The organism is Roseovarius salis, assembly GCF_044472985.1.
GTDB classification, from domain to species: Bacteria; Pseudomonadota; Alphaproteobacteria; order Rhodobacterales; family Rhodobacteraceae; genus Roseovarius; species Roseovarius salis.
The window spans coordinates 17,655-42,863 of the sequence record NZ_JBISDG010000021.1 but is presented as its reverse complement, the minus strand read 5'-3'; the positions used below and the strand labels follow the sequence as shown (position 1 = coordinate 42,863).

The window sequence follows — 25,209 nt, the reverse complement described above, 5'->3', positions numbered from 1 at the left end:
CCCCGCCGCCCGCCCCCGCGATTCCCGCTTGCGGGCCGGGGCGGAAGTGGCGTATTCCCGTGCCGTGCCCCTATAGCTCAGCTGGTAGAGCAACTGATTTGTAATCAGTAGGTCGGGAGTTCGAGTCTCTCTGGGGGCACCAGCAAAGGCGACATTGCGGCAGTGGTGCATCAGGCACGGCGGGTGCGAGTGTGCCGGTCAGGGTGCCATCGCCTTGAGGCGGGCAAGGCACAGCCACAGGCACAGGGAAAACGCGACCGTCTCGCCCCCGTCCTCCAGAACGGTCATCGCGCGGTCCATGGTCCGCCGCAAAACATCGGCGGCATTCCCCAGGGCCGCGTTGAGGAGGGCGTGCAGAACGTCCACGCCTATGCCGAAGATGCCGAGCACGACCGTGCCGGCAATGAGCGCAGAAAAGAACGTGCGCTCTTCGACCGGCGCGCGTGTCTGCGCCAGCCAGAGCAGCGGTGCCGCCAGCGCGATCATCACCGGGTACACGATGACCTCGCCGCGGGCCTGCGGGGTCAGCGCCTGCATCCAGCCCTGCGGCAAGGCGTTGCCAACGAGAAACCCGACCCGGTCATGCGCTTCGAAGTAATCGTCGACGAGCAACATGAGGAAGAGCATCAGCATGAGTGCGAATGCCCTGCGGCGCGTTTTCAGCCAGAGATTGGCCAGAACGGCGCAGATGAGCATCAATTGGGAATAGTTCCAGACGCTCGCAAAGCTGGAGTGCTGGTTCAGCCGCAGCGATTCCAGCTCCAGCGGAACACCGGCCACGATCACGAGTTCATGGACCACATGCGCCAAGACGAGAACGAGATCGAGCGAGAGTACCATCCAGAAGACGTTTCCGAGAAAAGCGTCCTGTCGGCGGGTGGTTCGATATTGCCGGATCGCGGCGCGCAGCGGGAAGATATCGGAAAAGCGCGGCGCGCCGGCGTGAATGTCGCTCATTCGTAATTTCCACGTTACATTTTTAACGCAGGATACGGCGGTCAGACCCGCTCGCAATGGATTTCGGACGCGGGCGTGCCGGCGGTGACACGTTGTTGTTTCCGCGCACCAACCGCTTGTCTTGCCGCAACGGGCGCGGCGTCGCCTTCTTGGCGCATTGGCTATGCAGGTCGAAGGGCCTGCGACGGCCCGCCGTGCGATCCGTGAGCCTCACGGGCGCTTGCGCCGCGGCGGCAAAGGGCGCAAACACGGTGCCCATGGCGACAGGGGGCTGCATATCGCGGCGCGGGGCGCCGGAACCGCCGGGGTGCCGGTGACGAGCCCGCTGCACGAGGACCGTCTGGCGGCGGTTCACGCGGCCGTCACCGCATGCCGCGCGTCGCGTGTACTCGATCTGGGCTGTGGCGACGGGGATTTCTTCCTGCGCTTGGCCGGCGCGCCCGGGATAAAGAGGCTGGTCGGTCTCGATGTCCGCAAGGTCGCGCTCGAACGGTTGCGCGAACGGCTTGCACGTCGCGACGTGCACGGGTGCAAGGTCGATTTGCGTTTGGCTTCCCTGACCGACCCGGCACCGGATCTTGCCGGGTTCGACTGCGCGGTTCTTGTCGAGACGATCGAACACGTCCCCCCGGATCGCCTCTCGCAGGTGGAGCGTGCCGTGTTCCATTTCCTGCGGCCGCGCCGCGTGGTCCTGACCACGCCCAATGCCGAGTTCAACCCTTTGCTCGGCGTGCCGCCCCACCGGTTCCGCCATCCAGATCACCGTTTCGAGTGGTCGCGCGCGGCGTTCCGCAACTGGGGCACGCGCGTTGCGGGCGCAAGCGGGTACGCCGTGCGGTTCGAGGACATCGCCGGTTGCCACCCGATGCTGGGCGGGGCCAGCCAGATGGCGGTTTTCGACCACGGGGGCTGACGCGCCGGGTGTCATCCGTCTGGCGTCCAAAGGCGTTCTGGTGCAACGTGACGGCCATGGAAGAGATCGACCTTTTCGCCCGGCTGGCGCTGGCGCTGGCCATCGGGCTGCTTTTCGGGCTGGAGCGCGGTTGGCAGGGCCGCGCCGCATCCGAAGGTACGCGCAGCGCGGGCATCCGGACATTCGCGCTGGTCGGTCTTTTCGGTGGGGTCACCGGTTGGCTGACGGCCCTGACAGGGCCGGTTATCCTCGGCCTCGGGGTGATCGGTATCTCCGCCCTGATCACGGTCAGCTACTGGGTGCAAATGGCGGAACGCGAGGATCTCGGCCTGACCACCGAGATCGCGCTGTTGCTGACATACGGCCTTGGCGCCGCGGCGGTTCTGGGGGCACCCGCGCCGGCGGCGGTGCTTGCCGTCGCCGCGACATTCCTGCTGTCGATCAAGACGCGGCTGCATGGCTGGGTCGCGCGGATCAGGCAGCTGGAACTCGATGCGCTTTTGAAACTGGCGATGCTGTCGGTTGCCGTTCTGCCTTTCCTGCCGGATCGCGGCTACGGTCCCGGCGGGGTTCTGAACCCTTACGAAATCTGGTGGGCCGTCGTCATCGTCGCGGGGCTGTCCTTCGTCGGCTACGGCGCGGTGCGCCTGGCCGGTCCGCGCCTCGGTGTGCTGGCCACGGGGGTATTCGGCGGGCTGGCCTCCTCGACCTCGACGACGGTCGCGCTCTCGCGGCTGGCGCGCCAGAACGAACGCCTCGTTCCGGTGGTGGCAACTGGCATCGTGCTGGCCGGATCGATAACCTTCCTGAGGGTGCTGGTGCTGGCCAGCGTTTTCGAACCGCGCCTCCTGGGGCCGTTGCTGTGGCCCATGGGCCTGATGGCGGCGGCAGGGGCCATCGCGGCGGTGATGATCCTTGTCCTGCATGGCCGGTCGTCGCCGTCGGCGGTCGACGAGGACGGTTTGAACAACCCGCTCGAACTCACCGCCGCGCTGGTTTTCGGCGGCGTTCTGGTGTTGGTCATCCTCCTGACCCACTACCTCAAGCAGTGGTACGGGGCCGACGGTGTCTATGTTGCTGCCGCCGTGTCGGGGCTGACCGACGTTGACGCGATGACGGTGTCCGTTGCGCGGTTGGTGGGGACGGATTTCGCACCGGCCACCGGCGCCACGGCGATCGTCATCACGGCGATCGTCAACACCGTGGTCAAGGGCGGCCTGAGCTATGCCGCGGGGACCACGGGGGTTGCCGTGCGTGTTCTTGCAGCCTACGCGCTGGTTGTCGCGGCGGCGGCCGCGGCGCTCAGCCTGTGATGTCTGGGCCGGCCCTGGACGCGGGCGGGTCGGTGGCGGCCTCCTCCTCGCCCGCAGTGGCGAGATCGGCAAGGATCGGGCAGTCCGGCCTGTCATCGCCCGCGCAGGCATCGACGAGGTGGGCAAGCGTCACGCGCATCTGTTCCAGTTCCGCGATCTTGGAATCGATCTGTTGCAGATGCTCCTGCGCGATCATCTTGACGTCTGCACTTGCGCGGTCCTTGTCCTCGTAGAGTGCGATCAGGCCCCGGCAATCCTCGATCGAGAATCCAAGCGAACGCGCCCGTCCCAGAAAGCCCAGCTTGTGCAGGTCCCTTTCGCTGAAGCTGCGGTACCCGTTCGCGCCACGCGCGGGCCGGATGAGGCCGATATCCTCGTAGTAGCGGATTGTCTTGGCCGGCAGGCCCGACCGTCGGGCGACATCTCCTATGTTCATGCGACCTCCTATTCGGCCGGCGCCGTCCGCGCGGGCGTCCCGCCCGCGTGCCTTTGCGATTGCTGCCCCTCGTCCATGGCCGGGCGCAGGCGGCGCAGCCGCAGTGCATTGCTCAGCACGAAGACGGAACTGAGCGCCATGGCGCCGGCGGCGAGGACCGGCGACAGCAAAAGCCCGAAGGCCGGGTACAGCACGCCGGCGGCCACGGGAATGAGCGCGGTGTTGTAGCCAAAGGCCCAGAACAGGTTCTGACGGATGTTCCGCATCGTGTGGCGCGACACCTCGAAGGCGTTGACCACCCCGCGCAGATCCCCCGACATCAGGACCACGTCCGCGCTTTCGATCGCGACATCCGTGCCGGTCCCGATGGCGATGCCAACATCTGCATGGGCCAGCGCGGGGGCGTCGTTGATGCCGTCGCCCACGAACGCCACGCGGCCCTGCGCGCGCAGCTCGTCCAGTGCCGAAACCTTGCCGTCGGGCAGCACGCCGGCGATGACCCGGTCGATGCCGGTCTCGCGCGCGATTGCCTCCGCGGTCTCGCGCTTGTCACCCGTTATCATGGCCACGCGCAGACCGGCGTCGTGAAGCGCGCGGATCGCCTCGGCGCTTGCAGGTTTCACCGGGTCGGCCACGGCGATGACCGCGGCCACCGCCCCGTCGATGGCGACATAGAGCGCGGTGCGCCCGCTCTCGGCGAGGTCGGCCTCGGCCCCGGCCAGTTGCTCGTACGCTATTCCCTCGCGGGTCATCAGCCGGTCGGCGCCCACCAGCACGTCATGTCCGTCCACCCGCGCGCGGACGCCGTAGCCGGTCAGCGATTTGAAATCGTCCGCCTGCATCCGCGCGGCCCCCTCGGCCCGCGCGGCCCGCACGATGGCCTCGGCAATGGGGTGCTCGGACTGGTCCTCGACCGCCGCGACGAACGACAGGACGCGCTCGCGGTCCATCCCCTCGGCCGGCACGAGGTCGGTCATCTCGGGGCGTCCCCGGGTCACCGTGCCGGTCTTGTCCAGCGCCACCACGTCGACCGAATCGAGCTGCTGCAAGGCGTCCCCCTTGCGGAACAGCACGCCCATTTCGGCCGCCCGTCCCGTGCCGACCATGATCGATGTCGGCGTGGCGAGGCCCATGGCGCAGGGGCAGGCGATGATGAGCACCGACACGCCCGCCACAAGCGCAAAGGTCAGAGCCGGGTCGGGGCCGACGGCCAGCCAGACCGTAACGGTCAGCGCGGCCACGGCCATGACGAAGGGCACGAACCACAGGGTGACCCTGTCGACGAGATTCTGGATCGGAAGCTTGGCGCCTTGCGCCTCCTCCACCATGCGGATGATCTGTGACAGGGTCGTGTCGGCGCCCACGCGTGTCGCGCGAAATTGCAGGCTGCCCGCCCCGTTGACTGTGCCGCCCGTTACCGGGTCTCCCGGCGCCTTGGCCACGGGCACGGGTTCGCCGGTGATCATGCTTTCGTCGACATGTGCCTCACCCTCCGTCACCTCGCCGTCGACGGCGATGCGCTCGCCCGGACGGACGAGCAGGATGTCGCCTTGCACGATCTCGTCGATGTCGAGGTCGCGGGCTTCACCGTCGCGCAGCACGCGGGCCGTGCGGGCCTGCATCCCCACAAGCCGCTGGATCGCCGCGCCGGTCCGGCCCTTTGCCCGTGCCTCCAGGAACCGTCCAACGAGAATCAGGACGACGATCACCGCCGCGGCCTCGTAATAGACCGCGCGCACCGAGGCAGGCATCACCTGCGGCACAAAGGTCGCAACGACGGAATAGAGATAGGCCGCGCTGGTGCCCACCGCGACAAGGCTGTTCATGTCCGGCGCGCCGCGCAGCAGGGCGGGAAACCCCTTGGCGTAAAAGAAGCGTCCGGGCCCGGCCAGCACCGCGGTCGTCAGGGCGAACTGGATCAGCCAGCTGGCCTGCTGCCCGATGGTGTCGTTGATGACCCCGTGCAGCCCGGGGATCAGGTGGCCGCCCATCTCGATCAAGAAAACGGGCAGGGCCAGTGCCGCGGCGATGAGCGTCTTGCGCGCGATGTCCCGCGCCTCGGCATCCTTGCGGTCAGCCGGTGACACGGCCTGCCCTGACTCCGCCAATTCGGCGGGATACCCGGCCTCATGTGCCGCCGCCGCGAGGTCGGCCGGCCGCACCGCGCCCTCGGCATGGGTCACCGTCGCGCTTTCGGAGGCAAGGTTGACGTTGACGTCCAGAACCCCGGGCACGCCGGCCAGCGCCTTGTCCACCCGGCCAACGCAGGATGCGCAAGACATGCGTTCGATGTTCAGGCTCACCGTCCGCGTGCGCAGCGGATACCCCACCTTTTCGAGAGCGGTGGCCACGTCCCTCAGCCGCGTGGTCTCGTCGATATCAAGTTGCGCGGATTCGCCGGCGAGGTTGACCGAGACGTTCTTGACACCGGGAACCCCGGCAAGAGCGTTCTCGACACGCCCGACGCAAGAGCCGCACGACATGCCATCGATGGACAGGGTCAGATGATGTTCAGTGGGCATACCATTGCTCCGCGCTCTCTGTGTTCAAAGCGGGATATAGGGATTCCATCAACTGGAAGGTCAACAGGTGGCCTTCCTTTTTGCGGCGGTCCCCTTTCGACCGGCGATATGAGGTGCCGTTGCTGCAGCGCCGTGGAGGTCGGGGAAATGCGATGTGCGGATAACCAGCCCCCCTGCATCCGGATCAGCTGGCCCCGGGACGGTCATGCGTTGGCTTGGCGTGGTGAAACGCGCGGACGGTCTCAGAAGGCCTCGGGCCTTGCCTCGCGTGCCATGTGGTCCAGCACGGCGTTCACGAGCCGCGGCTCGCGCCCGTCGGGATAGAAACTCTTGGCGATGTCGACGAATTCCGCGATCACCACGCGGGGGGGTGTTTCGGTTGCCACCATCTCCGCCCCGGCCACCCGGAAAAGTGCGCGCAGCGTCGGGTCTATCCGGGCGATGGGCCATTTGGCGACAAGAGCCCGGTCTGTCATCTGGTCGATCCGGGCCTGCCAGTTCACGGATTCCTCGACGAGTTGGCGGAAGAGATCGATATCCCCGTCCGCCATCTCGACACCGTCGTCGATTTCCGCGCCGAACCGGTGCGACAGGAATTCCCGCACCACCGAATCGCTGGTCTGCCGGCCGTGTTCCATCTGGAAAAGCGCCTGAACCGCGTAGAGGCGCGCGGCCGAACGCATCCGCCGTCGCGCGTTGCCGGAAATCTGGTCTGCCTGTTCGCTCATGCCTGGGGCGTGTCCTCGCCATCGCCGGGGTGCGCCGGTTTGCCGGGCCCCGGCAGAAAGCCGACGCCTGGCCGCCGGCCGCCCCACTTACGGCCAAGCGCTACCAGATGCAAGGCCGCCGCCGCGGCGCCGCCGCCCTTGTTCATCCGCTCGGGATCGGCGCGTTCCAGTGCCTGCTCGCGGTTTTCCACGGTCAGGATGCCGTTCCCGACCAGCGTGCCCTGCAGACCCAGAAGCGTCAGCCCGCGAGAACTGTCATTGCAGACGGTTTCGTAATGCGTGGTCGCCCCGCGGATCACGCAGCCGAGCGCGACATGGGCGTCATACTCCGTCAAGCGGTCGGCCATGCCGATGGCGGCGGGGATTTCCAGCGCGCCCGGAACCTCCACCGTTTCGTGTGTCCCGCCCGCGGCCTCGATTTCCGCGGTGGCGCCGCGGATCAGCATGTCCGCAATGTCGCGATAGAACGGCGCCACCACCAGAAGCACCTTCACCGGTGCGTCGAAGCTCGGGCGGGGGAGGGAATACTCGGTCTCGGCCATTGGCTCATCCTTCGGTCAGGGGATGTGTGCCCACGATGGAAATGCCGTAGGCGTCCAGCCCGAGGTAACGGGTGCCGGGGCTGTCGGTGAGCAGGATCAGCTCGTGCAGCCCCATCGTCGACATGATCTGGGCGCCGAGACCGGTCTGCTTGATCGTGCGCGGGCCTTCGTCCTCTTCCAGCTCGCTGGACAGGGTGGGGCGCGGTTGGCGAAAAAGGAAAACCGCGCCACGCCCTTCCTCGGCGATGATTTCCATTGCGCGCGGCAGCTTGCCGGTCGGGCGGCCGCCCTCGGCGCTCAGCCCGATGCCCAGGGCATCCTCCAGTGCGTTGAGGGCATGGGTCCGCGCCAGTACCGGACGCCCGTCCTCGATGTCGCCCTTGACCAGTACGACATGCTCGGTTCCGCTGATGACGTCGGCGAAGATGCGCATCTGCCATTCGCCGCCATGGGCGGATGTCACGGTGTCGCGGCGCACCTCGCGCACGAGGTTGTCGTGCTTGTGGCGATACGCGATCAGGTCGGAGATCGTGCCGATCTTCATCCCGTGGGCGCGCGCGAACTGCACCAGGTCCGGAAGGCGCGCCATCGTCCCATCCTCGCGCATGATCTCGCAGATGACGCCGGCGGGATAGAGCCCGGCCAGCCGGGCGATATCGACCGCGGCCTCGGTATGTCCGGCCCGCACGAGCACGCCGCCGTTACGCGCGCGCAACGGAAAGACGTGGCCCGGCGTGGCAATGTGGGCCGATGTGTTCTGGTCATTGATCGCGGTGGCGATGGTATGGGCGCGATCGGCGGCCGAGATCCCCGTGGTCACCCCTTCGCGCGCCTCGATGGACACGGTAAAGGCGGTCTCGTGGCGCGAGGAGTTGTTCACCGCCATCATGGGCAGACCCAGCCGGTCTATCCGCTCGGCCGTCATCGGCAGGCAGATCAGTCCGCGGCCGTGTGTCGCCATGAAGTTGATGGCCTCGGCCGAGGCGAATTCGGCGGGGATGACAAGATCACCCTCGTTCTCGCGGTCCTCGTGGTCCACGAGGATGAACATCTCGCCCTTGCGGGCCGCCGCGATGATCTCGTCGCTCGGCGATATGGCGCCCTTGAGCTCCGCCTCGACCGGGCCGGGCGTGTCATAGGCATGGATGTCCGGCATTGTCGGTCTCCCGGGGACGTGCGTGCGCCCGCCAGATAGCGCAGGGGCGCCACGATGACCAGAGCCGATATCCCCGCCGTGCCGACCACCTGCGCGGAATTGTCCGGCCGATCCTTGCGCATCCACTTGAGCACATCATATGCTGTGTTACGCTACCAGCCACGGCCGAAGAGGAGTCAAGCGGATGCCCAAACTGATACGCCTCTACATCAAGAACGTGGCAATCGGCTTCGGAATAGCCGGATTGTTCGTGGGCATGCTGCTGTGGTTCAACATCGCAAACCTCTGGCATCTCATCAGCACGTCCGACAAGGGGTGGCTTGCACTGCTGGTGCTGTGGATTTCCAACGGCATCATCTTCGCTGGCGTCCAGTTCGGCATCGCCGTGATGAAGATGAAGGATGACGACGATGATGACGATCATCATGGCGGACTGCCCGAGCGCGTCATGCGCCATGAGCACGCCACCATTCCCGTCCGCGCGGACGAGGGGAGCGGGCGCGCATTCTGGCAGAAGTGACGCATCGCCGTGCCGCACGGTATCATCCTGGAGCAAGGGCGCCGCGAACCGGCGCCCTTTTCGTTTCGGCACTGTCGGTCGTGGGAGGCGTGTGACGGGCCCGCACGCGACCGTTTGGTTCTCTCATTCCCGAGGACCTGCATGAACAGGTGGGCGCCGGAATAACCGGACCACGGCCCGGACAGAGCCAGCTCCCTCGGAATTATTTAAGGCCACCGGAATGCAACCGTTCACGGGAAGGGCAGCACCCGCCACACACGCCTACCTAGGCGCTTTGCAGGGATGCGACAAGGGCTTGCGTTTGTTCATCGTTTGTTCATACTCACGCGCATGAACCAACCCGCCGAAACGCTCCGTCAGCCCGGTCAGCTTCTGGCGCGTGGCGTGTGTCGGCACCTTGCGGCGCACGATTTCGCCTGCCTTGAGGAGTTCGTGCCCCGGCGAGGCCGGCGCGTGGACGTCATGGCCATGGGCCCGAAAGGGGAGATTTGGATCGTCGAGTGCAAATCGTCCCGCGCCGATTTCCGTGCCGATGCGAAATGGCCGGGATATCTGGACTGGTGCGACAGGTATTTCTGGGCCGTCGACGCGGCTTTCCCGCACGATCTGCTGCCGTCGGATACCGGGTTGATCGTCGCGGATGCCTATGACGCCGAGATCCTGCGCATGGCGCCGGAGTCGCGGCTGGCGCCGGCCCGACGGGCGGCGCTTACCCGCAAGTTCGCCCGTGATGCGGCGCGACGCCTGCTGGTGCTGCGCGACCCGTCGTCATGACTTGCGCGCTTCGGCCCGGTTGGCGGCGGCAACGATCTCTTCGGCGATTTCGCGGGCCTCGTCAGGCTCGAAATCCATCGGGATTTCCACGCCGCCGCCCTCGACATAGATGCGCACCATCCCCTGGTCGGTCGGGCCGATCTGCAGGTTCGCCTCGATTTCGCGTTCGTTGTTGATGCCCATGGCATCCTCCCGGCAACTGAGAAGGGACGGCGTACCCGTTTCCGCCCGGGATGACAAGCGGTCAGACATGGCTGGCGCCGCGGATAGCATCGACGCGCGCGGTATTCGCGATCCGTTTGCTACCGCCGCGCCGTGCCGGACCGCGCCGGGCACCTTTGGTCGGACAAAGGCGGGAATTCCGCGTCCTTGGGACTTGCGTTCGCACGCGCCAAAAGATAAATCGCCTGCCAGTGCCGCCTTAGCTCAGTAGGTTAGAGCGCTAGATTGTGGATCTAGAGGTCCCCCGTTCGAGCCGGGGAGGCGGTACCATCATCCCGATATACCTGCGTCTACTTGACCGCGATCGTCTGGCGCAGCGCGCCGCTTTCGAGATCGAAGATCAGGATCCGGTCGTCGCCGGTGACGACGGCATACCAGTCGTCCCCCTTGGTAAAGGCGACCGGCGTCGTGCCGTCGGGCAGGCTGATTTCGTCGGGCAGATCGGGTCCGAAGACATCCGAGAAGCGGATGACAAACAGGACGACGATGACTATGAACCCCAGAATCATGGTGACGGTCAGCATCGTCACCAGCACGCGCAGGTATTTTACCGTGCCGGCATCGACCGGCCGAGTCTCGGGATCTTCCGCCATGGGGCCGCCCCCCCTGTCATTTCGCATTGCTGCGGACCCGCCGCCGCGCCTTGATAAGGCGCTTTCGCGCGATGTGCCAGAGGGGGCGTCGCTCTCGCGCACGCGGCTTGCCCGGCTGATTACCGGCGGTCATGTCCGCGTCAACGGCGTCGTCACGACCGAGGTCAAGTCCCGCGTGGCCGAGGGCGACCGGGTCGAGATCGACGTGCCCGACGCCGCCGAGGTCGAGACGCGGGCGCAGGAGATCGCGCTCGATGTCGTGTACGAGGATGACGAGCTCATCGTGGTGAACAAGCCTGCGGGCATGGTCGTGCATCCCGCGCCGGGCAGCCCGGCGGGCACCCTCGTCAACGCGCTTTTGCATCATTGCGGCGATACCCTATCAGGCGTCGGCGGCGAGCGGCGTCCGGGCATCGTGCACCGGATCGACAAGGACACGTCCGGCCTGCTGGTGGTGGCCAAGTCGGACCGGGCGCATCACGGGCTGGCCGCCCAGTTCGAGCGCCATACTGTCGCCCGCGAATACCTTGCCCTGGTTCATGGCCATCCGACCGCCGCCGACCCCCGCTTGCGTGGCATCCGCGGTGTCTCGTACGAGCCGGGCAACGTGCTGAAGATCACGACCGGGATCGCGCGACACCGGACGGACCGCCAGCGCCAGGCCGTGGTGTTCGGGGCCGGGCGCCATGCCGTGACGCGGGCGCGTGCACTGGAAACCTTCGGCACCCCGCCGGTCGCGTCGCTGATGCGCTGCTGGCTGGAAACCGGGCGGACGCACCAGATCCGCGTGCACTTGGCCCATGCGGGGCACGGGCTGGTGGGAGACCCGGTCTATGGCGGGCGCCGGCGTCCCGCCGCCGGGGCGCTGCCGGAGGCGGCGCTGTGCGCCCTGCGCGATTTCCCGCGGCAGGCCTTGCACGCGGCCGTGCTGGGCTTCGAACATCCCGTCAACGGCGCGGCACTGCGTTTCGAGGCGCCCTTGCCGACTGATTTTGCGCAGCTTCTGACTATCCTGCGTCAATGACGGCCACGCACGGTTGCGTGAATACTCTGACATGCCTCTGGCAAAATCAGCTCACCGGAGTCATCGTGTTTTGAACTGTTTGGTTCACTTGACTTGAAACGGCAAAGGATCATCCCCATCTGGGATGTTAAGCCCTTAAACATAGAAGGGCCCGACAGATTGGAGGGATCGAGGCTTGAGTAACTATGCGAATCTTCCCGCACCGACCCCGGAAGGCGGGCTTAACCGGTATCTGCAGGAAATCCGCCGGTTTCCGCTGCTGGAACCGGAAGAGGAATACATGCTGGCCAAACGCTGGGTCGAGACCCAGGATGCAGAGGCGGCGCACAAGCTGGTCACCAGCCACCTCCGGCTGGCGGCCAAGATCGCCATGGGCTACCGCGGCTACGGGTTGCCGCAGGCCGAGGTGATCTCGGAGGCCAATGTCGGGCTGATGCAGGCGGTCAAGCGGTTCGACCCGGAAAAGGGGTTCCGGCTGGCCACCTACGCGATGTGGTGGATCCGCGCCAGCATCCAGGAATACATCCTGCGCAGCTGGTCGATGGTCAAGCTTGGCACGACCAGCGCGCAAAAGAAGCTCTTTTTCAACCTGCGCAAGGCAAAGTCACGCATCGGCGCGCTGGAAGAGGGGGATCTGCATCCCGACAAGGTCAAGCAGATCGCCCATGATCTCGGCGTGAGCGAGGACGAGGTCATCTCGATGAACCGGCGCATGTCGGGCGGTGACGCGTCGCTCAATGCCACCGTCGGCAACGAGGAAGACAGCTCGATGCAGTGGCAGGACTGGCTGGAGGACGAGGGGGCCGACCAGGCCGCCGAATACGAGCAGAAGGACGAACTCGAGGCCCGGCGCGAGCTGCTTGCAGAGGCGATGGACGTGCTGAACGACCGGGAGCGTGACATCCTGACACAGCGGCGCCTGAGCGATCAGCCCGTCACCCTGGAAGACCTCAGCGGCCAGTATGATGTCAGCCGCGAACGTATCCGCCAGATCGAGGTGCGCGCCTTCGAGAAACTGCAAAAGCGCATGCGCAGCCTGGCACAGGAAAAAGGCATGCTGGCCCCCGCGTGACGGGTTGGAGCCGGCCCTGTCATCGACTACCCTCTCCTCGCGGCCGGGGAGAGGGTTTTTTCATGCATTTGCCGAGACATGCCAGCGCCCCGATGACGCCGGTCAGCACGCGGACGATCGTGCTGCTCGTGCTTCTGGCCGTCTCCCTCGCGGCCTGCGCGCCCCGGCACGTCGCGCAACGCGCCGCCCCGGACCCGGCCGCGACGACCCAACGGGTTTTCGTGGCCACCGAGCACGATCTCGACAATCTCGGCCCGATGTTCGGTGAACAGCGTCCCGACGGCCTGAAGTTCCTGCATGTCGACGTCTCCGTGCCGCCGACCCACCGACCGGGCAGCATCGAGTGGCCCGACGAAACACCCGACGCGGCGACCGATTTCGTGGTCACCGGCAGCCGTGTCTACCAAGGCCCGCGCGCCATGACCACTGCCATGCGGGCCGACATGCCCGGCCGCGAAACGCTCGTTTTCGTCCACGGCTACAACAATACCTTTTCCGACGCTGTCTACCGATTCGCCCAGATCCGCACGGATTTCGGGATGAAGGGGCCGGGCGTGGTCTATTCCTGGCCGTCGGCGGGCGATCCGCGCGGCTATGCCTATGACCGGGACAGTGTCCTTTATTCGCGCAACGATTTCGAGAATGTGCTGGATCACCTGACCGGCGCGCCGGGTGAGCGTGTCCTGCTACTGGCCCACTCGATGGGGGCCCAGCTGGTGATGGAGACGCTGCGCCAGGCGGCGTTGCGCGGCGACCGGAGGCTGCTCGACCGGGTCAGTGGCGTGGTGCTGATGTCGCCGGACATCGACCCGGATGTCTTCCGCAGCCAGACGGAGGAAATCGGCCGCCTGCCGCAGCCATTCCTGATCTTCGTCTCCCGTCAGGACCGGGCGCTGTCGCTCGCCGGCCTGCTGACGGGGCGCAAGCCCCGCCTTGGCGTGATCCGCGATCCCGCGCAGCTGTCCGGGATCGAGGGCGTCAAGGTCATTGACTTCACGGCTCTTGCGGATGGCGAGGGACTCGATCACGCCGTGCCCGTGACCTCGCCGGCGGCGATCTCGGTCCTGCGTGGCCTGATCGACCAGGCGCTCGGCGGCGCGCCGGCCTTCGAGGATTACATGGTGCTCGAGGCCGAGTTCTGAACCGCCCGGCGCGACAGTTGCCTCCCGCCCCCGGCCCGCGCTATGCTGTTGCTTCGGAAAGGAGGCGGCCATGGCCGGAGGATGGGCACGCGACGGCGCGGTGCACGAGCAGATCGAGGCGTCGGTCGAGGACGAGCTGAAACGCCTCAGGGCGCGCCCGCGCCCGGCCGGCGAGAGCCGGACCCGTTGCGCGGACTGCGACGAGGACATCCCCGAGGCGCGCCGCAAGGCGCTGCCCGGCGTCAAGCTGTGTATCGACTGCCAGCGCGAGCGCGACGGCGCGCCGGACCCCCGCGGCGGCCCCAACCGGCGTGCCAGCAAGGACAGCCAGTTGAAGTGAGGGGAGGGGCGCTGCCCCTCTTGGCGCTGCGCGCCAATTCACCCCGGGATATTTTCGGCCAGAAGACGCAACGGTTTTTTAACCAAGACCGGGGCAGGATCGGGGTGCGGTACAGGCGGGGACGCCGATGACCGCGCCAGGAGACACGCGGAACCGTGTGCCCGGAGCACGGGAGGGGGCCGGCGCGTCCTCCCGTGTTTCTTCTGGCCGCAAATATCCCCGCCGGAGGCATCGGGCCGTCACGCCGCGCGCGCGGTCACGCGGGGCCGCCGCGGTGCCGCGTCCCCCAATTCGAGGAGGAGGACGCCAGGACGACGACGAGGGATCCCGTGCGCCGCAAGGTGCGCGATCCGGTGACGGCCGTTCAGCCTTCCATTTCCTCCAGCTCGTCGATGAGGCGCGAGATCATGTCCAGCCCCTTGTCCCAGAAGGCCGGGTCCGAGGCGTCGAGGCCGAAGGGGGCGAGCAACTCCTTGTGGTGCTTTGACCCGCCGGCGCGGAGCATTTCGAAATACTTGTCCTCGAAGCCCTCGGGGTTTTCCTCGTAGACGGCGTAGAGCGCGTTCACCAGCCCGTCGCCGAAGGCGTAGGCATAGACATAGAACGGCGCGTGCACGAAATGCGGAATGTAGGCCCAGAAGCTTTCATAGCCCTCCATGAAATCGAAAGCCGGCCCGAGGCTCTCGCCCTGAACGCTCATCCAGAGCGCGCCGATGTCCTCCGGGGTGAGCTCGCCCTCGCGCCGGGCGGCGTGGAGCTTGCATTCGAAGTCGTAGAAGGCGATCTGGCGGACAACCGTGTTGATCATGTCCTCGACCTTGCCGGCCAGCAGCACCTTGCGTTCGTCACGGGACTTGGCGGCGTCCAGCATCCTGCGGAAGGTCAGCATCTCGCCGAAGACGCTGGCGGTCTCGGCAAGGGTCAGCGGTGTCTGGCTGAGCAGTTCGCCCTGCTCGGCGGCCAGCCTCTGGTGCACGCCGTGGCCCAACTCGTGCGCGAGCGTCATCACGTCCCGCGGCTTGCCGAGGTAGTTGAGCAGGACGTAAGGGTGCACGTCCGTCACCGTTGGGTGGGCGAAGGCGCCCGGCGACTTGCCCTGTTTAACGCCCGCATCGATCCAGCCGTGGTCGAAGAACGGCTCGGCCAGCTCGCCCAGGCGCGGGTCGAAGCCGCGGTAGGCCTCCATCACGGTGGCGCGCGCGGTCGGCCAGTCGATCACCCGCTTTTCCTCCATCGGCAGGGGGGCGTTGCGGTCCCAGACCTGCATCCGGTCGAGCCCCAGCCACTTGCGCTTGAGCTCGTAGTAGCGGTGGCTGAGCTTGGGGTAGGCCGCGACGACCGCGTCGCGCAGCGCCTCGACCACCTCGGGCTCCACGTCGTTGGCGAGGTGGCGGGCGGTCTGCGCGGTGGGCATCTGCCGCCAGCGGTCGATGACCTCCTTCTCCTTGGCGCAGGTGTTGTGGACACGGGCGAAGGTGCGGATGTTGTCGCCGAAGACGCGCGCCAGTTCGCGCGCCGCGGCCTCGCGCTTGGGGCGGTCGTGTTCCGTCAGCAGGTTGAGCGTGGACTCCATGCCCAGCTCCTCGCCGTCAACGGTAAAGGTGAGCCCGGCGATCGTCTCGTCGAAGAGCCGTTCCCACGCGTCACCGACAACGCCCATGTCATGCAGGAACTTTTCCAGCTCGTCGGAGAGCTGGTAGGGTTTCATCGCGCGGATGCGGCGCAGGACAGGGGCATAGCGCGCGAGCGCCTCATTGGCGGCATACATCTGGTCGAGCGCGTCATCGTCCAGCCGGTTGAGTTCGAGGTTGAAAAACACCAGCGGCGTGGTGAAGCGCGTGATCTTTTCCTGGCAGTCGGAGAGGAACTTGGCGCGTGCACCATCCATCGTGTTCTGCTGGTAGCGCAGCCCGGCAAAGGACATGATCCGGCCGGCGACGGCGCTGATCTCCTCGTCGCGGCGGATGCACTCCAGCAGACCGTCGGCATCCAGCTCCGCCAGCCGGCCCTCGTAATCCGCCGCGAAAGCCGCGCATTCCGCCTCCAGCCAGTCGAGGTCGCGCTGCAACTCCGGCGCGTCCTCGGAGGTGTAGAGATCGCTCAGATCCCATTCCGGCAATTCGCCCAGGGACGCGGTGCCACCTGTGCTGTCTGCGTCGAGGGCGGGGCGTGGCAGATGGATCATGCGGGAAACCTCCTTTGGCGTGCCCGCAAGACATAGGCGGGCGGGGGCGCGGGCTCAAGCGGCGAATGGATGCCGCGGCCCTGGTCAACCGTACCGTGCAAGCATCTGCCTGAGATCGGTCAGCGTGTTGGCCTCGGCCGTACGCTTGTCGTGGCGCCATCGCTTCATCCGGGGAAAGCGCAGCGCGACACCCGATTTGTGCCGGGGGCTTTCGAATATGCCCTCGAAGGCGATCTCGAACACGTGCTCGGGGCGCACCTGCCGCACGGGGCCGAACCGCTGCTCGGTGTTTCGGCGCACCCACTGCGTGATCTGGCGGAACTCGGCGTCGGTGAGGCCGGAATAGGCCTTGGTGAAGGGGACGAGCGTGTCACCGTCCCAGACCGCGAAGGTGAAGTCGGTGAACAGGTTGGCGCGCCGCCCATGCCCCTGCTGGGCGTAGATCATGACCGCGTCCAGCGTGAGCGGGTCGAGCTTCCATTTCCACCAATCGCCCTTGCGACGACCCGCGTGGTAGAGGCTTTGGGTGTGTTTGAGCATGAGGCCCTCGGCACGGTGCGTCCGTGCATGGACGCGAGCCTCGCGCAGCGCATGCCACCCGTCGAAGGACAGCAGCGGGGAGGCGCGCAGCGGCGCTGTTCCGGGCAAGTCCGCCACCAGCGCATCGAGCCGGGCACGGCGGGCGGCGAAAGGCTTGTCGCGCAGGTCCCGGCCCTGCTCTTCCAGCAAGTCGTAGGCCAGCAGGATCACCGGCGCCTCGCGCAGGAGCTTCCTCGGTACGGTCTTGCGACCGATGCGTTTCTGCAGCGCGTTGAAGGGCAGGGGCTGCGTGCCGTCCCATGCCACGATCTCGCCGTCCAGCACCGTGCCGGGGGGCAGGAAATCGCGCGCCGCGGCCAGCTCGGGGAAGCGGTCCGTCATCAGCTCCTCGCCGCGCGACCAGACGAAATGCTCCCCCCCGCGCAGGATCAACTGGCCCCGGATGCCGTCCCATTTCCATTCCGCCCGCCAGTCCTCGGCCGGGCCGAGCGTCTCGGGCGCCGTGTCGTCCAGCCCGTGCGCGAGGCAGAAGGGGTAGGGGCGCGAGAGGTCGGCGGTGGGATCGTTCGACTCGATAAGCGCCTGCCACGTGGTCGTGTCCGGTGTCCAGTCGCCCATCAGGCGGTGGGCGAGCTCCGCCTCGTCCCGCCCCGTTGCCCGCGCCAGCGCACGGGTCATCAGCTTGCGGCTGATTCCGACGCGGAACCCCCCGGTCAGCAACTTGTTGAAGACAAGCCTTTCCAGCGGCTCCATTCGGTTCCACGCGTCGAGTATGGCCGCCTTGCGCGCCCGCTCGTCGGCATGATCGAGAGCACGCAGTCGCCCGATCCAGGTGGCGAGGCCGTCGTCATGGCTTTCGCGCGGCTCGGGCAGGACCAGCGCGATGGTCTCGGCGAGGTCGCCGACGATCGGGTAGCTTTCCTCGAACAGCCACAGCGGGATGCCCGCGCGTTCCGCGGCCCATTCGCGCAAACGCGTGGTCGTGATCGCCCGCCGTGGCCGCCGGCCCGAGAACAGGGCCACCGTCCAGAGGCGGTCGGCTTCTGGTGCGTCGGCAAGGTAGCCGGCCAGCGCCGTCACCTTGTTCGTCGTGCGCGTGGTCTGGTCGATGGCAGCGAACAGCGTGGCAAAGCGTTTCATGCCCCGGCCTCCGTTTCACCGGGTGTATCCAGCGATTCGCCAATGAACTCCGTGGGGACGACGTGCGCGTCATACCCCTGTTCGGACAGCCAGCGCGCGAAGATGTCGGTGTAGCCATGCGTGACATGGATGGTCTCGGCGCCGGTGTCCCGTATGGCGGCGTTCAAGCCATCCCAGTCGGCATGGTCGGAGATGACGAACCCGCGATCGACCGCCCGCCGCCGCCGCACCCCGCGCAGGCGCATCCATCCGCTGGCAAAACCGGTTGCGGCCGGGCGGAAGCGCCGCGCCCATGTCGAGCCCAGTGCCGAGGGCGGCGCGAGAACCAGCGCGCCGGGGTGGTCCGCCGCCCTGAGATCCGGCGTGATCCGGGCCGTCGCGGGCAGTGTCAGCCCCTGTGCGCGCAGAACCTCGTTCGTGTTTTCCACGGCGCCGTGGGTGAGGATGGGGCCTGTCGCCGCGTCCAGCAGCGACAGAACCCGCTGCGCCTTGCCAAGGGCATAGGCCCCCAGCAGGCTGAACCGCCCTTCTGCCGCGTTGGCCGCCCACCACGCGTTGATGTCGGCCGCGGCCTGTGCCTCATCGGGCCAGGTAAAGACCGGCAGGCCGAAGGTGCATTCCGTGACGAAGCCATGGCAGCGAACCGGCTCGAAGGGGGTCGACAGGCGGTCGGGCACCGTCTTGTAGTCACCCGAAACCACCCAGACCTCGCCCCCCACTTCCACCCGGATCTGGGCCGATCCGGGCACGTGGCCCGCCGGATGGAAAGATACCGTTGCCGCGCCCATGCGGCGTGTTTCGCCATAGCGGATCGTATCGAGCGGAATATCGCCGAGGCGGTGGCGCATGACGGGCGCGGCGAGGTCGGTTGCGAGATAGGCGCCATGCCCGGGACGGGCGTGGTCGGCGTGGCCATGGGTGATCAATACCCTGTCCACCGCGCGCCACGCGTCGATGAAGAAATCGCCGGCGGGGCAATATATCCCCTCTGGTCGGAACTGCAGTACCATGTGGCAAGGATAGCGTGGCCCGCCGCGCGGGCCAGCCCCCGCCGCGTGCCGGCAACGGTCAGACCCGCACGGTCGTGCCGGGCGCTCCGCGATCACCGTGGTCCTGGGCGCACGCCGCGTGGGACTGCCGGTAAAAGGCGCTGATCGTCTCGAACAGATGTGCCCGCGTTGCCGCGTTCTCCATCAGCACCTCGTGGCGGCCACCGGGGACCACCTGCAGGTGCCCGCCGGGCCATTGCTGCATCCGCGCCTTGATCCGGTCGGCATCCACGATGTCCTCTTGCGATCCGACAAGGGTCAGGCATCGCAGCTCCGGCGCCGGCCGGCGGGCCAGTGCGCGCGCATCGGCGAGCGCCTCGTGCAGCCAGCGCAGGCTGGGCCCGCCTAGGCCCAGCTCGGGATGCGCCCTCAGATGGCCGATCATGTAGTCGTACATGTCGCGGTCGGTAGTCAGCTTGTTCGTCTCGAAAGGTTCCTCCAGAACGTAGTGCCCCGGCGCGGTGCCCGGCGCGTAAAGGTGGCCGATGCCCAGTTGCTTGCCGCTCCAGGAAAGTGACCAAGCGACCGGGCGCAGCGCGTCGGCCATGCGGATGCCCCACATCGGCCCGGAGAACACGCAGGAGGTGACGGGCAGGCCCTCCATCGCGGCGCGCAATCCGATGCAGCCGCCCATGGAATGCGCCAGCAGGTACCACGGCCCCGGGGCGTGCAGTTCCCGCGCCGCGGCGATCATGGCCGCCACGTCATGCTGGTAATCCCGGAACCGCAGCACGTGGCCTGCCATTGGGTCCTCTGCAAGGCGGTCGGCCAGCCCTTGGCCGCGCCAGTCGATCACCAGTGTCGCGAGCCCGTGCCGCGCGAGGTCCTGTGCCGTACGGCCGTATTTTTCCACGTATTCCGTCCGCCCGGGAAAGAGCAAAACGGTACCCGCCGCCTGACCGGGCTGCCACAGCCCGATGCGCAGGCGCATGCCGTCGGGCGCTGTCACCCACCACGCCTGTCCCCCCGGGGGGCCTTCCGCCATGTCGTTGAACAGCGGCGCGGGACTCAGCATCGCGGTGTCAGCCGATGAGGTTGCCGAGTTTCATCGCCAGGCCCATGTCGCCATCCACGCTCAGCTTGCCCGACATGAACGCCGCCGTGGGGTCGAGATCGCCCTCCAGCATCTGCTCGAACGTTCCGGCCTCGGCCGTCAGGGTCACGTCGGCCTCGTCGTCGCCGGCGCGCACGCCGTCGCCGTCGATCACGATGGCGCCCTCTCCTTCGATCACGAACTTGGCCGTGCCGTCCTCGAAGCCGCCCTGAATCTTGGCCGACAGCGCCTCGACTGCCCCCTTGATCACGTCGCTCATCCCGTTTTCCCTTTCGATGCTTGCACAAGGGGTATGATTCCCCGCGCGGTGCGCTAAATTCATCGGTGTTATGGGCATCTCGAACCGGTTTCTCAATTGTATCGTCGCGTCGCTTATGGTGGTAGGCGTCAATTCGTCCCCGGCGCGCGCGGTGGACGAACAGCGCCTCGATCGGCTGCATGCAGAGCTGCTGGAGGCCGAGCCCGGCGAGGCCCGGCGGATCGCCAAGGAGATCGAGATGGAATGGTCCAGCTCCGGGTCTCCGGCGATGGACCTTCTTCTCAAGCGCGGCACGGATGCGCTGGAGGCGGGAGAAACCCGGGTGGCGATCGAGCACTTCACCGCGCTGACCGATCATGCGCCGGAATTTGCCGAGGGCTGGAACCGTCGCGCCACCGCGTTCGCCAGGGCCGGTTTGCTCGGGCCGGCCGTGGCCGATCTGGGGCGGGCACTGACGATACGACCCCGCCATTTCGGCGCGCTTGCCTCGCTCGGGGCGATCCTGTCGGAGGTGAACAAGCCCGGCATGGCGCTCGACGCGTTTCGCCGGGCGCTTGAAATACATCCGCATCATGCCGACGTGAACGAGGCAGTCAGCCGTCTCGACAGCCGGGTGGGCGGCACGGACCTCTGAGGCGAACGGAGCAGGTCTATGACCGAGCAGTCAAGGATCCTCGCGGTCCTGGGGCCGACCAACACGGGCAAGACCCATTACGCGATCGAGCGGATGCTGGGCTATCGCACGGGCGTGATGGGCCTCCCCCTGCGGCTTCTGGCGCGCGAGGTCTATGACCGGATCGTGGCGGCGCGGGGCCCGTCCGTCGTGGCGCTGGTCACGGGCGAGGAACGCATCGTGCCCGACCGGGCGCAATACTGGGTCTGCACGGTCGAAGCGATGCCCGAGGGCATGGGCGCGGATTTCGTCGCGGTGGACGAGATACAGCTTTGCGCCGATCCCGAACGCGGGCACGTATTTACCGACAGGCTGTTGCGGATGCGCGGCCAGCGCGAGACGCAGTTCCTTGGCGCGCAGACCATGCGCGGGACGATCGCGGCCCTGGTGCCGGGAGTGGAATTCGTGCATCGCGAGCGGATGTCGCAACTCAGCTATACCGGCCCGCGCAAGATCCCCAAGATGCCGCCTCGCAGCGCCATCGTCGGCTTTTCGGTGGAAAACGTCTATGCCATCGCCGAGCTCCTGCGGCGGCAAAAGGGGGGTGCGGCGGTTGTGATGGGCGCACTCAGCCCGCGCAGCCGCAATGCGCAGGTCGAACTCTACCAGAACGGGGATGTCGATTACCTCGTGGCCACGGACGCCATCGGCATGGGGCTCAACCTCGATATCGACCATGTCGCCTTTTCCGCGCTGTCCAAGTTCGACGGGCGCCGGATGCGCGCGCTCGCCCCGAACGAACTGGCCCAGATCGCCGGCCGCGCCGGGCGGGGCATGCGTCACGGCACCTTCGGGGTGACCGGCGAGGCGCCGGATCTGGACCCGGAGGTGGCGCAGGCCATCACCGACCACCGCTTTGCCCCGATCCGCAAGCTGGAATGGCGCAACCCGAAGCTGAACTTTGGCCACGTCGATGCGCTCATTGCCGCGCTGGAGGAGCGCCCCGACGACACGCGGCTGGCCAAGTCGCGCGAGGCCGACGACCTCGGCGCTCTCAAGACGCTTTCGGAGATTTCCGACATCCGTGCCCGGGCCAGCGATGCGCCCTCGGTCCGGCTGCTGTGGGACGTGTGCCGTGTGCCTGATTTTCGCGGTATCAGCCATGTCGAGCATACCGGCCTGCTTGAATCGATCTTTCGCGACCTGCACGAGCGTGGCCGCATACGCGACGACTGGTTCGCCCGGCAGGTTCGGCGGATCGACCGGACGGATGGCGGCATCGACGCGCTGTCCAAGCGGCTGGCCTATATCCGCACGTGGACCTACGTGGCGCAGCGCAAGGGCTGGGTTGACAACGAAAGCCATTGGCGAGAAGCGACGCGCGCGGTAGAAGACCGGTTGTCGGATGCGCTTCACGGCGCGCTGACGCAAAGATTCGTGGATCGGCGCACCTCGGTGCTGCTAAGGCGGCTCAAGCAGAAGGAGGCCATCGTGGCCGAAGTGAATGACAGCGGCGAGGTGACGGTCGAGGGGGAATTCGTGGGCCGTCTCGAAGGATTCCGGTTCCGCCGGGACAAGGCGAACCCCGGGCAGGAGGCGAAGACCCTGCAGCAGGCCAGCCTGCAGGCGCTCGCCCCGCATTTCCACCTCCGCGCGGATCGCTTCTACAACGCGCCCGACACCGAGATCGATATCACCGAGCAGGGGGGGCTCATGTGGGGCGATCAGGCGGTGGGCAAGCTCGCCGCCGGCAATGATCCGCTCAGGCCGCAGGTCGTCGCCTTCGTGGACGAGGCCGCGGGCGAGGACGTGGCGAACAAGGTCCAGCGCCGCCTGCAACATTACGTGGACCGCCGCATCGCCACGCTGTTCGAGCCGCTTATGAACATCCAGCGCGACGAAACCATGACCGGGCTCGCGCGCGGTTTCGGGTTTCGTATGGTCGAGAATTTCGGCGTGATCCCGCGCGGCGCGGTGGCCGAGGAGGTGCGCGCCCTCGACCAGGAGGCGCGGGGCCAGTTGCGCAAGCACGGCGTGCGTTTCGGCCAGTTCACGGTTTTCATGCCGCTGCTTCTGAAACCCGCGCCGACGCGGCTGCGGCTGGTGCTGTGGTCGCTGTCCAAGGGGCTGGACGAATTCCCGGAGGCCCCGCCGCCGGGGCTGGTGACCGTTCCCGCCGGCAATGCGGGCGACCACCCCGAGGGGTATTTCGCCATGGCCGGCTATCGTGCCGCGGGTGAACGGGCGATCCGCATCGACATGCTCGAGCGGCTGGCCGACATGCTGCGCGCCGAGGACAGCCGCGCCGGCTTCGAGGCGACGGCCGACATGCTGTCGATCACCGGCATGACGCTGGAGCAGTTCGCCGATCTCATGCAGGGGCTTGGATACAAGGCCGAGCGCGGCGAGCGCGAGAAGGCCAAGCCCGTAGACCGCGCGGTGGCTGACGCCCCGGCCGACGAGGCCGCTGCCGCCGAGACCATGGCGGAGGGCGCAACGCCAGAGGTGGCACGCGACGAGGCCGAGGAGATCCCCGACGAGGGCGAGGCGCCCGTGGCCGCGGACCCGGCCGAAACCGCGGGGGCCGAGCCGGCCATCTCCCCGAGTCCCGAGGAAGAGGTCATGCCGGGCGACGCCCCGGCAGACGTGGTGGAGCCCGAAACCGAGGTCTACTATGTCTTTACGTGGTCCGGCCGTCCCCGCGCCGGCAAGCCCGGACAGCCCCGCAAGCAGGGCAAGCCCCACGGGAAGAAACCCCGCGGCAAACCTGCCGACAAGGCCGAAAAGAAGGGCGCCAAGACCTACGCTGCCAAGCCTGACAAGAAGAAGGACAGGATCGACCCCGACAACCCCTTCGCCGCGGCGCTCATGGGGTTGAAGGACAAACAGTGAGCCCTGACATTAACCGCGATGGAGGGAGACATGGGTGAAGCTGCAAATATGGAACTGGACGCGGATGCAGCCGTGAAACACGCGTTCGACTATTTCGACAAATTTGTTGCGCGTGGCGACGCCCGCTTCAGCCACGTCCTTCTGGAAGGGCTTGAACCAAAGGATGACGAATGGATCGTCTCGATCGGTTTCGATCAGGGGCGATACAAGGAAACTGCATCAAGCGGTCTACCTTTTGGTGAAAGCAGCAAAGACCCGATCAGGGAAATTCGTCGCTTCCATATCTCGGCAAGAGATGGTGCGCTGAGGCGGATCGCCTAACCCGTGCCGCTGTTGCTGGATGCGGGTCCACTCGTCGCCCATATCCTGTGTGGCTTGCGACCCGACTTGGTCGGGGAGCACCGGCTCGTAAGAGAGTATTCGGCCGCTATGGTCGAGAGGCTGTCTCGCTTGGTGCAGGATGCGGACAGGCATGTATCTGTGCCAAATGTCTTGACCGAGGCCTCGAACCATCTGGGGAGCGGCAAACAGGAAGCAGCGACCGGAGCCGCGACGTCACTTGCTCAATATATCAGCGCTTTAGACGAGATTTACCAACAGAGCGCTGACGTCATTCGTTACAACGAATATGCCTCGCTCGGGCTTGCCGATACGGCAATTTTCAGTCTGTCACCGCGGTTGAGGCAGCAGCGGGTCACGGTCGTGACGCAGGATTATAACCTGCATCAAAGATTGTGCTCGGAAGGTGTGGACTGCGTAAACGTCTTTCACTGGCGGACACCCGTGCGAAGATGAATGATAATCTCGGGAAAATCCGCCTCGACAAGTGGCTTTGGCATGCCCGTTTTTTCAAGACGCGCGGGCTGTCGGCCGATCTGGTCAGTGGCGGACATGTCCGGGTAAACAGCCGCAAGGTGGCCAAACCCGCGCACGCCGTCACGCCCGGCGACGTGCTGACCTTTCCGCAGGCGCACCGCATCCGGGTGGTGCGCATCCTTGCGGTTGGAAAGCGGCGCGGTCCTGCGCCGGAGGCACAGGCGCTTTACGAGGATATCGCGGCGGACGCCTCTGCCGAAGACACCGCTGCCGCCCCGGCGCCCCCGAAATACGAGGGCAAGGGCCGCCCCACCAAGCGGGACCGCCGCAAACTGGATAGGAAACGGCGGGATGCGCTTGAATGATCCCGGCGGCTGGATTAGTTGCCTTGCTGGAAAGGCAGGGAT

The 25,209-nt window shown here is 66.8% G+C and carries 26 protein-coding genes and 2 tRNA genes; 15 read left to right on the top strand and 13 right to left on the bottom strand.

Features of this window, described 5'->3' with window-relative positions; genetic code table 11:
- Positions 1-66: 66 nt before the first annotated feature.
- Positions 67-142, top strand: a tRNA-Thr gene (locus ACH13J_RS10520).
- Positions 143-198: 56 nt separating this feature from the next.
- Here ACH13J_RS10520 and ACH13J_RS10515 read toward each other — a convergent pair.
- Positions 199-957, bottom strand: a complete 759-nt coding sequence (locus tag ACH13J_RS10515; RefSeq protein WP_397543285.1) for a hypothetical protein — start codon at positions 955-957, stop codon at positions 199-201.
- A gap of 307 nt (positions 958-1,264) precedes the next feature.
- On the opposite strand from ACH13J_RS10515, the gene ACH13J_RS10510 reads away from it, so the two are divergent.
- Both ACH13J_RS10510 and ACH13J_RS10505 read left to right on the top strand, forming a co-directional pair.
- A complete protein-coding gene (locus ACH13J_RS10510; RefSeq protein ID WP_397543284.1) occupies positions 1,265-1,870 on the top strand; it encodes a methyltransferase domain-containing protein in 606 nt (201 codons plus the stop codon).
- A 56-nt stretch (positions 1,871-1,926) separates the two neighbouring features.
- Positions 1,927-3,183 (top strand): MgtC/SapB family protein, encoded by a 1,257-nt coding sequence (locus ACH13J_RS10505; protein ID WP_397543283.1) that lies wholly within the window; start codon positions 1,927-1,929, stop codon positions 3,181-3,183.
- Here the strand turns inward: ACH13J_RS10505 and cueR are convergent.
- The 5 genes from cueR to ribB form a co-directional block, all read right to left on the bottom strand.
- Positions 3,173-3,619 carry a Cu(I)-responsive transcriptional regulator gene (gene cueR / locus ACH13J_RS10500; protein WP_397543282.1) on the bottom strand — a complete coding sequence of 149 codons (447 nt, stop codon included), beginning with the start codon at positions 3,617-3,619 and terminating at the stop codon, positions 3,173-3,175. The genes ACH13J_RS10505 and cueR overlap by 11 nt on opposite strands.
- Before the next feature lie 8 nt (positions 3,620-3,627).
- Positions 3,628-6,141, bottom strand: coding sequence for a heavy metal translocating P-type ATPase (locus ACH13J_RS10495; protein ID WP_397543281.1), 2,514 nt, complete (start codon positions 6,139-6,141; stop codon positions 3,628-3,630).
- Positions 6,142-6,383: 242 nt separating this feature from the next.
- On the bottom strand, positions 6,384-6,869 hold the full coding sequence (nusB, locus tag ACH13J_RS10490; RefSeq protein WP_397543280.1) for a transcription antitermination factor NusB: 486 nt from the start codon (positions 6,867-6,869) through the stop codon (positions 6,384-6,386).
- Positions 6,866-7,411 carry a 6,7-dimethyl-8-ribityllumazine synthase gene (locus ACH13J_RS10485; protein WP_397543279.1) on the bottom strand — a complete coding sequence of 182 codons (546 nt, stop codon included), beginning with the start codon at positions 7,409-7,411 and terminating at the stop codon, positions 6,866-6,868. The genes nusB and ACH13J_RS10485 overlap by 4 nt, the downstream gene beginning before the upstream one ends.
- A 4-nt stretch (positions 7,412-7,415) precedes the next feature.
- A complete protein-coding gene (gene ribB, locus ACH13J_RS10480; protein WP_397543278.1) occupies positions 7,416-8,567 on the bottom strand; it encodes a 3,4-dihydroxy-2-butanone-4-phosphate synthase in 1,152 nt (383 codons plus the stop codon).
- A gap of 184 nt (positions 8,568-8,751) precedes the next feature.
- Here ribB and ACH13J_RS10475 point away from each other — a divergent pair, with 184 nt between their 5' ends.
- A complete protein-coding gene (locus tag ACH13J_RS10475; RefSeq protein WP_397543277.1) occupies positions 8,752-9,087 on the top strand; it encodes a hypothetical protein in 336 nt (111 codons plus the stop codon).
- A gap of 330 nt (positions 9,088-9,417) precedes the next feature.
- Complete coding sequence (locus tag ACH13J_RS10470) at positions 9,418-9,861, top strand: MmcB family DNA repair protein (protein WP_397543276.1); 444 nt, start codon at positions 9,418-9,420, stop codon at positions 9,859-9,861.
- Here ACH13J_RS10470 and ACH13J_RS10465 read toward each other — a convergent pair.
- Complete coding sequence (locus ACH13J_RS10465) at positions 9,856-10,044, bottom strand: DUF6324 family protein (protein WP_397543275.1); 189 nt, start codon at positions 10,042-10,044, stop codon at positions 9,856-9,858. The two genes, ACH13J_RS10470 and ACH13J_RS10465, sit on opposite strands and share 6 nt — an antisense overlap.
- 232 nt (positions 10,045-10,276) lie before the next feature.
- Here ACH13J_RS10465 and ACH13J_RS10460 point away from each other — a divergent pair.
- Positions 10,277-10,353 (top strand) — tRNA-His (locus ACH13J_RS10460).
- Positions 10,354-10,373: 20 nt separating this feature from the next.
- On the opposite strand, the gene ACH13J_RS10455 is transcribed toward ACH13J_RS10460, so the two are convergent.
- On the bottom strand, positions 10,374-10,676 hold the full coding sequence (locus tag ACH13J_RS10455; RefSeq protein ID WP_397543274.1) for a DUF6476 family protein: 303 nt from the start codon (positions 10,674-10,676) through the stop codon (positions 10,374-10,376).
- On the opposite strand from ACH13J_RS10455, the gene ACH13J_RS10450 reads away from it, so the two are divergent.
- From ACH13J_RS10450 to ACH13J_RS10435, 4 genes are all read left to right on the top strand, one after another.
- Entirely contained in the window at positions 10,675-11,700 is a 1,026-nt protein-coding gene (locus ACH13J_RS10450; protein WP_397543273.1) for an RluA family pseudouridine synthase, read from the top strand. The two genes, ACH13J_RS10455 and ACH13J_RS10450, sit on opposite strands and share 2 nt — an antisense overlap.
- Positions 11,701-11,875: 175 nt before the next feature.
- The gene (rpoH, locus tag ACH13J_RS10445) at positions 11,876-12,772 is read left to right on the top strand and encodes an RNA polymerase sigma factor RpoH (protein WP_397543272.1); all 897 of its coding nucleotides are present in this window, start codon (positions 11,876-11,878) and stop codon (positions 12,770-12,772) included.
- Positions 12,773-12,834: 62 nt separating this feature from the next.
- A complete protein-coding gene (locus tag ACH13J_RS10440) occupies positions 12,835-13,914 on the top strand; it encodes an alpha/beta fold hydrolase (RefSeq protein WP_397543271.1) in 1,080 nt (359 codons plus the stop codon).
- Between the two features lie 70 nt (positions 13,915-13,984).
- The gene (locus tag ACH13J_RS10435) at positions 13,985-14,254 is read left to right on the top strand and encodes a DksA/TraR family C4-type zinc finger protein (RefSeq protein WP_397543270.1); all 270 of its coding nucleotides are present in this window, start codon (positions 13,985-13,987) and stop codon (positions 14,252-14,254) included.
- A gap of 364 nt (positions 14,255-14,618) precedes the next feature.
- Here the strand turns inward: ACH13J_RS10435 and ACH13J_RS10430 are convergent, their stop codons facing one another.
- From ACH13J_RS10430 to ACH13J_RS10410, 5 genes are all read right to left on the bottom strand, one after another.
- Positions 14,619-16,439, bottom strand: coding sequence for a M3 family oligoendopeptidase (locus ACH13J_RS10430; RefSeq protein WP_397543269.1), 1,821 nt, complete (start codon positions 16,437-16,439; stop codon positions 14,619-14,621).
- 84 nt (positions 16,440-16,523) lie between these two features.
- The gene (locus ACH13J_RS10425) at positions 16,524-18,119 is read right to left on the bottom strand and encodes an ATP-dependent DNA ligase (RefSeq protein ID WP_397543268.1); all 1,596 of its coding nucleotides are present in this window, start codon (positions 18,117-18,119) and stop codon (positions 16,524-16,526) included.
- A complete protein-coding gene (locus tag ACH13J_RS10420; protein ID WP_397543267.1) occupies positions 18,116-19,129 on the bottom strand; it encodes a ligase-associated DNA damage response exonuclease in 1,014 nt (337 codons plus the stop codon). The genes ACH13J_RS10425 and ACH13J_RS10420 overlap by 4 nt, the downstream gene beginning before the upstream one ends.
- A gap of 58 nt (positions 19,130-19,187) precedes the next feature.
- Positions 19,188-20,183: an alpha/beta fold hydrolase gene (locus ACH13J_RS10415; protein ID WP_397543266.1), complete on the bottom strand. Its 996-nt coding sequence runs from the start codon at positions 20,181-20,183 to the stop codon at positions 19,188-19,190.
- Between the two features lie 7 nt (positions 20,184-20,190).
- Entirely contained in the window at positions 20,191-20,481 is a 291-nt protein-coding gene (locus tag ACH13J_RS10410) for an SCP2 sterol-binding domain-containing protein (RefSeq protein ID WP_397543265.1), read from the bottom strand.
- A gap of 151 nt (positions 20,482-20,632) precedes the next feature.
- Between ACH13J_RS10410 and ACH13J_RS10405 the strand changes: the two genes are divergently transcribed.
- The 5 genes from ACH13J_RS10405 to ACH13J_RS10385 all read left to right on the top strand — a co-directional run bounded on the left by ACH13J_RS10405 (position 20,633) and on the right by ACH13J_RS10385 (position 25,167).
- Entirely contained in the window at positions 20,633-21,115 is a 483-nt protein-coding gene (locus ACH13J_RS10405; protein ID WP_397543264.1) for a tetratricopeptide repeat protein, read from the top strand.
- 18 nt (positions 21,116-21,133) lie between these two features.
- Entirely contained in the window at positions 21,134-23,986 is a 2,853-nt protein-coding gene (locus ACH13J_RS10400; RefSeq protein WP_397543263.1) for a helicase-related protein, read from the top strand.
- A 30-nt stretch (positions 23,987-24,016) separates the two neighbouring features.
- The gene (locus tag ACH13J_RS10395) at positions 24,017-24,307 is read left to right on the top strand and encodes a hypothetical protein (RefSeq protein WP_397543262.1); all 291 of its coding nucleotides are present in this window, start codon (positions 24,017-24,019) and stop codon (positions 24,305-24,307) included.
- Between the two features lie 108 nt (positions 24,308-24,415).
- On the top strand, positions 24,416-24,781 hold the full coding sequence (locus ACH13J_RS10390) for a hypothetical protein (protein ID WP_397543261.1): 366 nt from the start codon (positions 24,416-24,418) through the stop codon (positions 24,779-24,781).
- The gene (locus ACH13J_RS10385; RefSeq protein ID WP_397543260.1) at positions 24,778-25,167 is read left to right on the top strand and encodes a S4 domain-containing protein; all 390 of its coding nucleotides are present in this window, start codon (positions 24,778-24,780) and stop codon (positions 25,165-25,167) included. Before ACH13J_RS10390 ends, ACH13J_RS10385 begins: the two co-directional genes overlap by 4 nt.
- Positions 25,168-25,209: the final 42 nt, after the last annotated feature.